Consider the following 13093-nt stretch of genomic DNA (forward strand, 5'->3'; position numbering starts at 1 on the left):
CCAGCATTCATTACATTCAATAAATCTATTAAAATATTATTTATCTAAAGACAAAAGTGTTTGATTTCCTCATGCCTGAATTCCCCACTATATTTTAGCAATTAAGGCAACATACTTATTCCGAATTTTGTTTTTTCAGTGTATATTTATAAATTTAATAACGTTATTCATTTTAATACCTAAAAAGGCAGGCATAAATTTATGCTTGCCTCCCGTTCTCAAAATTAATTACACCTAAAACAACGTGGGGTAAAGCAAATATAAATACTGACTTCTACCCTCTATTTTTTACTTTTCTAAAACAATTTCTGCTATTTCATTAGCATGTTTTTTAGAATCAAATCCATCATAGTTACTTAAAACTACAACGGACAAATATTCTTGTGGAAACCGCATGAAGTGTGAACGATAACCCGCCCAACTTCCTGAATGTTCCAAGTACCGACAGTTAAAACCTTCAGCAAGCCTTAGTCCAAAAGCATAATCTTCATTGTCAATAATCGTCTTCCCAGTTGGGGAAATTTTCGGACCTATTTCGCTCATTCTTTTAACAAGTTCTTTTCCACCAACGGTACCTGTAGTTAAATTCTCCCCCCACTTTACCAGGTCTTCAACTGTTGCATGAACTGCCCCATCCCCTGTGTGTTCCCAAGGGCTTTCATAGATTTTATATGTTCCTTGCTCATTCTTCGAATACCCACTAGTAATTGGTATAGTAGTTGGGTAGTAATCTATAATTGTTGTGTCTCTCATATTTAAAGGGTCAAAAATACGATCCTTTGTAAACTGACGTAGAGACTTGCCGCTTACCTTCTCTACCACTTGTGATAATAAAAAATATCCTGTATTGCTATACTCAAATTTTGTACCAGCTGCGAACCTTGCAATTTGATGACTATTAAGGTGGTTTAGCGATTCTTCCACAGTTAATGAATCAGTAAATTTAATATTTGCTGCTTCAGCTAATGCCATATAATCAACTAGTCCACCAGTATGATGAATTAGATGTTTCAATGTTACAGGTTCAGCATATGTTCCTATAAAAGGGACGAACCTTACAATTGAATCATCTAAACTCAATCTTCCCTCTTGTTCTAAGAGTAATATAGAAAATGCAGTGAATTGTTTAGAAACTGAGGCAATATTAAAAATATTTTTTGTGGTTATAGGTAAATTTTTCTCTATAGAAGCTAAGCCAACCGTACCTTTATAAGTTACCCCGCTATCAAAACTAGCAATATATGCAAAGCCAGGAGCTTTTGGTGAAAACTTGTTAAATAATTGTTTAATCAATGTATGTGTCTTTTCATGATATGAATTATTCATCTCAATCTCATACCCCTTTCATTAAATAATTCAAAATAGATTACCCTATTATCTTTCTCATATTGAATTCAATTAACCTTCATATCGAATGTTTGATATAGGGGAAATCTCAAGTTAACTCATTTTAGTTTCCAAGGAAACTAAAATGAGTTATAATTATATTTGCACAATAGATATCGTTTACAAATCCATTGTGCAAATTCTTGTATTAGCTCTTAATTAAATAAAAAAATGGAGGGCATGACATGGAAAATTATTATGATGTAGCGGTAGTTGGCGGTGGTCCGGTTGGACTTATGACAGCATGTGAATTAGCTATTCAAGGTGTAAAAGTTGTCGTTTTAGAGAGAAGATTAAATCGGATAAGAAATTCTAGAGCACTCACACTTCACCCCCGCTCCTTAGAATTAATGGCTATGAGAGGTATTGAAAATCGATTTTTATCTAGAGGGAAGAAATCAGATACCAGCCATTTTGCTGCCCTAGATACAAGATTAAACTTTAAAAATTTAGATACTGATTTTCCATATACGCTTTTTATTCCCCAATCTATTACAGAAGAAATATTAGAAGAGCGTGCGTTAGAATTAGGTGTAGACATTAAACGTGGTCATACTTTAAAAAATTTAAAACAGTATGAAACATTCGTACAACTAGAAATAGAACAAGCAGAAACAATATATAAAATAGAAGTTCAATATGTAGTAGGCGCTGATGGCGCAAGAAGCGTAGTTCGTGAGTTATCACATATACCTTTTAATGGAACAGATACAACAACTACAGCTATATTAGGCGATGTCATTTTAGAAGATGTACCAGATAACCCATTTTTTTCTACATCTAATATAAATGGGTTAATAATAATGGTACCTATTGCACCTAATGTATTTCGTTTTGCAATTGTAGATCCTAAGAATCAGACAATACCTGTTCATGTTGCTGTCACAGAAAAAGAGCTTATCGATAGTATTTATAGTATTACAGGTGAACATGTTCAAATTAATAGCTCAATATGGCTTTCTCGTTTTGGAAATGCAACCAAACTAGCAAATACTTATCAACATAAGCGTGTATTCTTGGCAGGTGATGCAGCGCATATTCATTTCCCTGCAGGAGGACAAGGTTTGAATATAGGTTTACAAGATGCTTTTAATTTAGGATGGAAATTGGGACTCGCTATAAAACAAAAAAAATATGAAAGCCTATTAGAAAGTTATCATTTTGAACGACATGCTGTGGGAAAACAATTTTTAAAGGATGTACAAGCACAAGAACAATTAATGATAAACTTTTCAAATGCAGGTATAGAATTAAGAGAGTTATTCTCGCATTTACTCACATACCCAGAGATGAATAAAGATTTAGCTGAAAGAGTAAGTGGCTTAGGGGTTATATATTCCTCTATGCATACGAAAGAAAAGCATCCATTAATAGGGAAAAGATGTACAAATCTTACTATTTCTTCTCAAAATAAGAAAACTTATAAACTCTTTGAATTGATGCAAGATGGTAAATATATTTTATTAATACATCCTTCTTATAAAGAAGAAATAGATAAAATAAACATTGATTCGCACACAAAGGTGGTTGTAGGAGAAATACAGGATTATCAATTAAAAAATATTGATGTCATTTTAATTCGCCCCGATGGTCACATAGCTTACATTGAGTATGATGAAAGAAAAGACTGTACAGATTTGAAAATAAAATTGAATAATTTTTAAAAACTACTATTTATGTAATGTTCTTATGGCAGTTAGCTTTTGCTAACTGCTTTTTATTATTAAGTATGTCCTCATCAAAATGATGAATCCCTAACTATTAGCTCAGCTCTTTCTATCTAGAAGAGTAGTTTGTACTTTTACTTAAAATTCCTTGAAAACAATTTGAGCATAAATTTTTCACATTAAAAAAGGAGAGATTATAATCTCTCCTTCTAATCCATACACTATATAATTAGCGAGTGAATCGACCGAAAAGTTGTTCCTCAGCCATTGCTATTAGACGTTTTGTAATTTCACCACCAACAGTCTGTTTGGACGAGCGGTTGCGTCTGCACCAAGTTGTATATCAAACTCTTATGCGATTTTATATTTCATTTGATCAATTACACTTTCAGTACCACGAACTAATAATCCGTTACGGCTTCCACTATTCTTATGTATACTCGTCAAATTTCATGTCCATACTGTTTAGAGACGGTAGTCCATGCCATTCGGATTGACCTCCAGCACATGATAAATTTATAACCGTTCCTATAAATTAGGAGCGGTCTTATTTCATTTCCTATAATTCTAATGATAAGAAATCATTATTTGTTCCCTTTCGATAGCTATCTATAGTCACCTTTAGAGGGAAACATATCAATTTATTAGGAGAAAACCTTTTTAATATGGATAATATAGTATCATTAGATTCCTTAAAGCCACTAAAACTCTCTTAACGTTTTTAAAAATAAAGGAAGCGTCTTAAAAATGGGCATAGCGTTGTAAACCCGCATTTTTCTGATGGTACCCCATGATTATCAACTTAATAATTTTATAAAACCCCCAGGATGAAAATTTTGTGTTTCTGATAGAGGGCAACTTATTTTTTCGTTTTGGGGAAGAATGTATTTCTTAACTTGATAGCAATGTAGTGAGACCGAATATTCGTCAAGCTAAACAAAGCAAGATGAATTTTTCATTGTAAATTAAAACGAAATTTCGTTTTTGGTGGTACTCTATGTCCCACTCTGACAGTGTTTACAGTACCCGTGTGTCCTTTCTGCATAGAAGAAAGCTGCAATCCCCAGTGTTATCCCCAAAAAGTAAATTCCTGCAAAAATTAATCCTACTCCACACCATACATATGTTGTCCATAAGGTCCTGCGTGGCTGCTCATTTAATCTTGGTTTTTACAGATTATTATTTTTCTTATTTTCAGCTAAAACTTCTTCTCTTTTTTTAGTGTTTTTCAATATATTTTTGTTATACAAGTACAGTATAAGACACGTTAATCACAAAAAAGTCTAAAATAAATCCATTTTTCTAATTTATGTATATTATTTAACTAATTTTCTGATTAATCTTCTTTGCTACTTTTAGATCTTTTGTTTTAAATCCGCTATTTATAGCCCATCTATAAAATAGAAATGCAACAATTGAAATCAGTACCATATCCCATCCATAAGTTATAATATTTAATCCACCAAATCTTTCACTTCCAATGTACGATATACAAATCATAAATAATAAATACCCCACAATCCATAATCCAGCTAAAAAATTCTTCTTAAATCCAACCCATTTTCTTTTTAATTGATAATAAAAATATATAGGTAAACCCATAAGTATAATAAACATTACTTCTCCTGTTAATGGCCATCTTGCCCAATATAATGTTAATGATGCAAAAATGAAACCTAAAGGTGCGATAATGTTTAATCTTCTTATATAGAAAGGACGATGGAAATTGGGTGCAGTTTTTCTTAGAGTCATTACTGTTATAGGTCCAGTAACATATGAAATTAATGTAGCTACTGAAATAACTTCAGCTAAAACACCCCATCCTTTAAATAAAAATAAAAAAACAAAACAAATCATTAAATTAAACATCATGGCAAATCTAGGCACACCATATATAGGATGTAATTTCCCAAAAACTTTAGGGAAATATCCATTCTTCTCCATTCCGTATAGCATGCGTGATGTGGTTGCCATATAAGTAGTACCTGTACCAGAAGGAGATACAAAAGCATCTAAATATAATACAATAACTAACCAATTAATATTTAGTGCTATCGCTAAATCAGCAAATGGTGAATTGAAATTTAAATTCGACCATCCATTAATTATCATATTAGGATTTACAGCGCCGATAAAAGCAATTTGTAATAATACATATATTACAGTTGCAATTAAAATGGATCCTACAACTGCCCGAGGAATAGATTTCCCTGGGTTCTTTGCTTCACCAGCCATATTAATTGGGCTTTGAAAACCATTAAATGCAAAAATAACACCAGATGTTGCCATAGCAGTTAATACATTTGACCAATTAGATACATGAAAGTCCTGATGACTAGTAAAGTTCTCTCCATGAAATCCAACAAATAGCAATGCACCAATTGTAAGACCAGGAATTACAATTTTAAATATAGTAATTAATGAATTAATTTTTGCAAATAGACTAACTGTCCAATAATTTAAAAAGAAATATATGATTATAAGTAAAGAAGCCGCTGCAAGACCTTTGGAAGTCAACATCCCATTGTCTACTAAATCCTTGGCCCAACTTGCCCACTCCCATGGCCATGAACTCATATATTGTATAGACGCTATTGCTTCAACCGGGATAACTGAGACGATGGCTATCCAATTAGCCCATGCAGCAATAAATCCTACGAAATCTCCATGTGAGTATTGTGTATATTTTACCATTCCGCCAGCCTCTGGAATCATGGCTCCTAACTCGCTATATGGTAAGGCAATAAATAATATTACAATCATTCCTAAGACCCAAGAAAAGATAGCGGCCCCTCCTGATATTTTGGCGGCCTTCCATGCACCAAATAACCAGCCAGACCCTAAAATCGAACCAATCCCAGTCATTGTAAGTGCAAAGGTTCCTAGCTTACGTTTCATATTTTTCATTTTTCACACGCTCCTCGTTCACAAAATAAATAGAATCCTCTTATTCATTAACCTTTTCCTCATATATACTCCCCACCTTTTTATTTAAAGTAAGAATGTAAGTTTTATAGACCGATTCACTATAAAGTTTATCTCTAACCAACTCTTTATAATGTATGTATACCCTCTATAGCTCTCTCTAAACCTAAAAACTTTTAACGATATTTGTTACGGAAAAACATCATAATCTAGTATGCCTCTATATTGAGGGTTCAACGAATCATGTTAGTGAAGCACTAATAACCACATTTGTTTGAGTGTACCTCTGTATTAAGAATATTTCAGTTTTAAAAGACGAAGTTCATCTTGTCTATATTTTTAATTTGATAGGCATAAGGCGCTCCCCCAGATGCATTCAAGATAGACACGAAAATGAAGGAAACTGTTATAGAAATTTCTACATTTCTTTGGTAATGTATCGCTCCTTTCTTACAAAAAAACCAACTCTATTACGTCAAAAAGGTTCATTATGAAAATATGTAGAATTAGCACATATACGGTATTTTATAAATGGAGAGGTGATTGTGTTGAAGCATTTAACAAAATCAAAAAACTCATCAACAGGTCTGAGAGGGTATTTGGAATCCTATCCGTTAACTTCATTTTTTGTAATGGCATATTTATTCTCGTGGGTTGTATTAATTCCATTTATCTTATCACAATGGGGTATTTTTCCTAAAACAAAGGCATTTGATATTTTCTTTTTTGCCAATGCATTTGTAGGCCCTATGTTAGCGGCGTATATCATGTTTCGAATCCTTGAAGGTAAAGAGTCATGGAAAAAAGTTAGAAAAAGTATCCTATCTACTAAAGTCGGTTTGAAGTGGCTCTTGTTTACCCTCATTGTTATCCCCGCTGCAATGTTTCTAGGTATGGTGATATTAAATGGAGAGATACCTACTTTCCGTAACCTTAATTTTGAATTTTTTATAACCTATCTCATCTCTTTTGTAGCAATTTTCTTTCTCGGTGGACCTTTACCGGAGGAAATTGGATGGCGTGGTTTCGCTCTGCCTAGATTACAATCAAAATTTGGACCGTTAAAAGCTACATTACTACTTAGTGTTTTGTGGACTTTTTGGCATCTTCCACATTTCTTAACGGCTGCACAAAGGGGTGGACCGGGTTCTGACCTTTCTCTCCTATATATTCACTTGCCAATTTTTATTTTATTGTGTTTGCCGATCTCAATCATTCTCACTTGGATCTATAACTGTAATCACGGTAACTTATTTATTGTCATGCTAGTTCATGCAAGTGTAAATACGTTTAGCTTGGTACAAACTCATTCCACCAACGCTGTTTTAAAGAATACAGATACATTTGTAGTGATAGGGCTGGGGTTTATTGCCTTGCTTATTCTTATTTTCACACGAGGCAACCTGGGATATAAACAAACTTCTAATGGAGTAAAGTTCAGTAACAATGAAAATATAAGTAAATAGAAAAGAGATCCCTATAATAATAGGTTGATGGCAATGCTATCAAATTAAGAATTATATTCTTCCTCAAAACGAAAAAACGTCACACTTTATTGAAAGTGAAATAGAATTGTAAGTAAAGAAATTCTACCGATATTTGTTAGCATATACCTTGAATTAATTAGCTAAAGAAATAGGATTTGTTCAGTAGGAAAAGAATTTATAGATAAAGAATATAACTATATTGAATATAATGACGTGATTTTAACTTTAAGGAGGCGATGTCGATGAGAAAATATTTTTATTTGATTGGGCAAAAAAACAAGAGGATAACGTTTTACTAGCCCATAAACTACGTGGTTCCTCTTCAATATTAGAAGGAGAGTATCAAATTGAAGAAAATTTATTTAAAGCCTATTGACAAAAGTAATTGGGAAGAAGCAATTAGACTGTCTGTTAAAGAAGAACAGCAAACATTTATTTCCTCCAACCTCTATTCTATCGCAGAAGTTCAATTTTTAGATCATTTCTATGCAAAGGGTATTTATCTTGATGAAAAAATGATAGGATTTACTATGTTTGGAATTGATCCTGATGATAATAATTATTGGATTTATAGACTTATGATTGATGAAAGATTTCAAGGGAAAGGTGTAGGTAAAAAAGCTATATATCGGGTTATCGATGAGATAAGACAAAATAATCAGACAAATATCCCTTTAATTATGATTGGATATGCTCCTGAAAATCTTACAGCTAAATTTGTATATAAAAAAGCAGGATTTATAGAGACTGAATTTTCACCTTGGGGTGAACAATTAGCTAAGTATTCTTTATAAGCACTTGAATTCTCAACGTTGACTTTTGGGCTTATAAAAAACAGTTCAATAGTATAACAATGTAGATAGGAAATGATTTATGCTATATTTTAACTCGTAACATCCTAAAACATGCAATAGATAAAAAAGGACGACGCTGAATACGTCGTCTTTTTTATAAAGAGTAAAGTGATTTCTCAAGTTTTTCTTATTACATCAAAGCCAATTATCTCTTAGTTTATATTCAGGTAAAGCTTACACTGTTTTCCATAATGATAAAGCATAAATCCAGTTTGGATCCCCATGCCCTTGATGATTCTGGACTGCTTCATACACTTTTCCCTCGTGTAGAACTCTATCTCCCTTTTTATATGCTTTCTTTGCATCCCATGCTTCATATGGAGCGTTTTCAGTTTTTGTAGTAACTGTGAAAGTATCACTCTGTACAGATTCATTTCCAGCTACATCAACAGCTTTCACTACATATTTATAAATAGTATTAGCAACTAAGTTTTTATCCAAATAAGAAGTCGTAGTGGATGTTGCAATCTTTTTCATTGATCCTTCTGTTTCTCTATAAATATCGTAATGGTCTACACCAATATTATCGTCAGATGGACTCCACATTAAATCTACACTTGACGCTGTTGTTCCCATACTATGTAATCCTTTTGGTTGTGTTGGTGCTTCTGTATCAGGAGCCTCAACAGTCGTTATCACTGTAAGCGCTTCACTTTCTTTTGATACATTTCCAGCTGTGTCAATTGCTTTTACAGTATAAGTGTATTCCATACTTGGTTGTAATTTTTTATTAATAAAATGAGTGCCTGGTACGGTATCAATCATCTCTCCATTACGGAATACTTGATATCCTTTTACCCCTACATTATCTGTAGAAGCGTTCCATGTTAGTTCAATACTATTTGCTGTTACTTTTTGAGCTTGAAGACCATTTGGAATACTTGGTGCCTCTGTGTCTGGTTTCACATTATTAATAAGATTGACGTCAATAACATTATAGAACGCATTCACAGTATCCGCTACATCCCATACAGCTAAAATCACATGGTATCCACTACGATCAGTGGGTACATTGATTTTGTGCGCTACATTATTTGAGGCAGCAGAACCATCATGTTGTACAGTACCAATTGGCTCAAAGTCTGCTCTTGTTAACGCTTTATTTGGATCCCATCCTTTTTTTGTAATGTAATAATGCCACTTGCTTGTTAAGTGTGGCGCTGTAAACTTCCAAGTAAATGTATTTTCCCCGCCAGTAATTGTATTTTTAAACCAACGATCTATTGTTTGTTGATCTAAAATACCACCAAATTTGCCGCCCGCAGAAGCAATTTGTCCATCAACTGGGCCGGCTTGCGGAAATCCCTTTGGAGCTTCTAAACTTTGTGGTTCGTACATAATGCTTCCGCAGTTTACATTCAGCGCGCCGTAAGTTTGGCTACATAAAGCGGAACGGCTACCAGGTTTTTCAACAAATCCGTGCGCGTATGCATTTTGAGGAATAAGAGTCGTGCCAATAATTCCAGCTGCTAATGCAACAGCTCCTAGACTTTTTTTGTTCATTTTTAAATTTTTCAGACGTTTAATCATTCGGTTATTCATGTTCATGTTCCCTTCTTGTTATGCTTTGTAGTGTATGTAGGCTTTGATGTAAAAATATAACAAGAGAGCAAGTCGTTTCGGGTATGCGTAAGTTACACAGGAACTATAGTGTAGAAGTAGCCTACCCTTTATGTGAAATATTTCACTTGACTGATATATCATTACATAGAAATTACCTAGATATGTGCAGAAGTTGTGCAGAAATATTTAACTTTTTATTAACATACAACAATCAATACTGAAATTAAAAATTAAAAAGTAAGTTTTATATAGAGAATTGCTAAAGTGTATCATGAGACATATATCGAGATAAATTTTCGAAAAAAATAGCAACCCTTGTTTTTGATGCATATTCATAAAAAGCACGTCACCCTCTCTCATTAATTAAGAAAATAGCAACATGCTTTTAATCTCAAGAATAGTTCAAATCCTTAAATTGATGAATTTGTGGTGGTACCCCATCGCTTTCAAACAAAAATTTATAATTGCTAACCAATTAGCAATTATACAAATTTCATCACCTATTACAAAAAAGCAAACTTAATTAAGTTTGCCTTTTTGATGTTATTCCAAATCTAATTAGTTTTGATAATATATCTTTTGTTTACGCTGAAATGGGTAAGTTTTAATTTCATCTGTATCTAAATTTTCATTAAATAGATGTATGGCTATAATTTGTCTACAATCATAGGTATGATAATAATATATACCAGACTCCATACACATTGCACTTGTATAAATGGTATTATCTATTGTACCTTCTTCCGTTATCACTCCACCTTTTGGAAGCTCACAATTTGATAAGATATGAAAAACGGCCGATATCCCTTCCTCTTCGTTATCTACCCCTTGAATATTTTGTTTACTATACGCTGCCCTTACAAACCTTGATGGTGGGGTGAAATCCCCAGGGAGTCCCATTGAACCTGAACCTTGTCCAAAAGCACTTAATGGTAAGTTTCCCCATTTCATTGGCGCATATGGCTGCGATTTAAGACCTATATATTGTCTTAAATTTTGTAAATGCCAGTTAAATTCAGGACTATTAGTCATTATCCCTAGTGGATTATCATACATTTTTAGCCCCTCAATTGTCGGCTCTAATACAATGCATTTTCCCCATTTATCCGCTAAAATCCAATGTAGAGGTGGGGTAACTCCTAAAACAGATAGTGGTACATCTAAAAAGGAAATACTATCTACAGATTTCTTTAACTCTTCGACAGAATTGAATTGTGTGAGACTCCATGCCACAAAATCAAATGGAGCCAGATTTGTTTTATTGTCATCTATACTGTTACTATAAGTAGCGAATCCTGGAAAATAAAGCGTTGCACATGTCATACCTGATTCATTTACTCCATCTGCAAGAATGATCCTTCCTTGATGGTTAATCCCCATTCCTACAACAGCTTGTTTCGCCTTGATAGTTTCACCAGTTATATTGTTCCATTGATAACGTCGAGGAACTATTATTACTTCTTGATTGAAATCTAATGCAAAATCCATTGTTCTTGCAAAAAGGTGCTGACCGCTTTTTGTCTGTAATGTCAAACTAGTACACATAAAAACACCCCATTTTATGGTTTTATATTCATCCTATAAAATTTCTATAAATCTGCAAATTTAAAACTTATTTACTTTTTAAAAGTATAATTTTCAATCTATGCTCGGGAATAGAATTTACAATACAATCTAAAAAATAATCCTAAGCTAAAATATCCCTCTTGAGTAAACAGCATTCTTTTCATAATTTCACTCTGCAACTTATTTACCTATAATTCTACTTGTTCTTCTGGCTTCTTTCTATGAAAATCAAAAACAAAATTATAATTATCACTATCTTTGCAATATTTTTTTGATAGTCTGATGTCAATAGTTCTAATTGATAAATAAAGTTAGTTCTGATACAAACTGTATCAGAACTAAACCATTTACTTTATATGAATAACTTCACTTTTCACAGGGAGAGATTTCAATCCATATACAGAACTAACACTTGAGATAGGAACGGGAAGATTATGGTCAATAAACGAAAATGATTTATATTTTTTCATTAATTCCGTCAATACAATTTTAGCTTCTAATCTAGCTAGGGGAGCACCTAAGCAAAAGTGGATTCCATGACCGAATGCAAGATGAGGATTTCGACTACGATGTATGTTAAAACTATCGGCATCTTTAAAATGAAGAGAGTCTCGATTAGCTGATCCAATCCAACCTGAGATAATTTGATCTACTTGTAGAGTTTGACCTCTTATTTGAATCTCTTTTTTTACTTTTCTCACAATTCTTTGAGCTGGTGAACGATACCGCAATACTTCTTCAATTGCTTTTGGAACAAGAGATATATCCTGTTGTATTTGTTTATAAACATCTGGATGTTCTATCAAACAATATAATGAGTTCCCAAGTAAGTTAGTTGTCGTTTCATTTCCTGCTACCAATAGTAATTTACAAAATGATACTACTTCCTTGCCCGAAATGTTTTTGTCTGCTTCACTTTGAACTAATAAAGAAATAATGTCATTTAAATCCTTTTTGGATTTTCTTCGATTGAGTTGTATGATTTCTTCAAAAAATTCCTCTAATTCATTTTCTGCTTGTAAACGTATATGAAAAAATTCTTTCAAATAATCCGGATCATCATGGTTGGGTGAACTTACTATAATATCCGACCACTTTTTGAATCTGTCCATATCATTAACAGAAACACCTAACATTTCAGCAATTACTATAACCGGTAAAGGATAAAATAACTCTTGGACAATATCAAAATTATCACGATTAGATAATTGAATAAGAATATCATTTGTGATTTGCTGAATTCTCGACTCCCATACCTTTAATGCTTTAGGAGTGAACGAACGATTTACAATAGACCGGATTTGTGTATGTTTTGGCGGATCCATCCCAAGGATACTTTGTGGAAAAGGAGATTTTTTCTTCTCCGGCATAATGTTAGAAAAAAACTCTTTATCCTCTAAGACTCTTTTTACATCTTCGTACAAAAAAACATTCCACATGTCAGCCTGAGAATTAAAATAAATGGGTTCTTTTTCTCGCATCTCTTTATACCATTCAAATGGTTCATATGGGTCTCCTAAAGCCTGTTTTCCTAACAGCTTATTTGTAGGAATCATAAAGATTGATTGATAAGGTGTTTTCATATATAACAATCTCCCCTCAAAAAAATAATTTTCATTATACCGAATTACATTCACCGAATATT

General features: G+C 33.0%; 8 protein-coding genes and 1 pseudogene. 3 read left to right on the forward strand and 6 right to left on the reverse strand.

Translation table 11 applies throughout. The features are described 5' to 3' along the window. Positions 1-288: 288 nt before the first annotated feature. Entirely contained in the window at positions 289-1326 is a 1038-nt protein-coding gene (locus tag MHB52_RS28225) for a serine hydrolase domain-containing protein (RefSeq protein WP_061664240.1), read from the reverse strand. A 245-nt stretch (positions 1327-1571) separates the two neighbouring features. On the opposite strand from MHB52_RS28225, the gene MHB52_RS28230 reads away from it, so the two are divergent. Beyond that, positions 1572-3050 (forward strand): FAD-dependent oxidoreductase, encoded by a 1479-nt coding sequence (locus MHB52_RS28230; RefSeq protein ID WP_061664241.1) that lies wholly within the window; start codon positions 1572-1574, stop codon positions 3048-3050. A gap of 232 nt (positions 3051-3282) precedes the next feature. On the opposite strand, the pseudogene MHB52_RS28235 reads toward MHB52_RS28230, so the two are convergent. Next, positions 3283-3491, reverse strand: a pseudogene (locus tag MHB52_RS28235) (small, acid-soluble spore protein, alpha/beta type). An 882-nt stretch (positions 3492-4373) separates the two neighbouring features. Further along, the gene (locus MHB52_RS28240; protein WP_061664242.1) at positions 4374-5960 is read right to left on the reverse strand and encodes an APC family permease; all 1587 of its coding nucleotides are present in this window, start codon (positions 5958-5960) and stop codon (positions 4374-4376) included. 563 nt (positions 5961-6523) lie between these two features. Here MHB52_RS28240 and MHB52_RS28245 point away from each other — a divergent pair. After that, complete coding sequence (locus tag MHB52_RS28245) at positions 6524-7444, forward strand: CPBP family intramembrane glutamic endopeptidase (RefSeq protein WP_080451673.1); 921 nt, start codon at positions 6524-6526, stop codon at positions 7442-7444. Between the two features lie 368 nt (positions 7445-7812). Then, positions 7813-8259, forward strand: coding sequence for a GNAT family N-acetyltransferase (locus tag MHB52_RS28250; RefSeq protein ID WP_061664243.1), 447 nt, complete (start codon positions 7813-7815; stop codon positions 8257-8259). A 234-nt stretch (positions 8260-8493) separates the two neighbouring features. Here MHB52_RS28250 and MHB52_RS28255 read toward each other — a convergent pair whose 3' ends face one another. The 3 genes from MHB52_RS28255 to MHB52_RS28265 all read right to left on the reverse strand — a co-directional run bounded on the left by MHB52_RS28255 (position 8494) and on the right by MHB52_RS28265 (position 13031). Further along, positions 8494-9861 carry a lytic polysaccharide monooxygenase gene (locus tag MHB52_RS28255; protein ID WP_061664244.1) on the reverse strand — a complete coding sequence of 456 codons (1368 nt, stop codon included), beginning with the start codon at positions 9859-9861 and terminating at the stop codon, positions 8494-8496. A 579-nt stretch (positions 9862-10440) separates the two neighbouring features. Next, positions 10441-11427 (reverse strand): choloylglycine hydrolase family protein, encoded by a 987-nt coding sequence (locus tag MHB52_RS28260; RefSeq protein WP_061664245.1) that lies wholly within the window; start codon positions 11425-11427, stop codon positions 10441-10443. A gap of 368 nt (positions 11428-11795) precedes the next feature. Continuing rightward, positions 11796-13031, reverse strand: coding sequence for a cytochrome P450 (locus MHB52_RS28265; RefSeq protein ID WP_061664246.1), 1236 nt, complete (start codon positions 13029-13031; stop codon positions 11796-11798). Positions 13032-13093: the final 62 nt, after the last annotated feature.

The organism is Bacillus sp. FSL K6-0073, from assembly GCF_038006085.1.
Taxonomy (GTDB): Bacteria; Bacillota; Bacilli; order Bacillales; family Bacillaceae_G; genus Bacillus_A; species Bacillus_A cereus.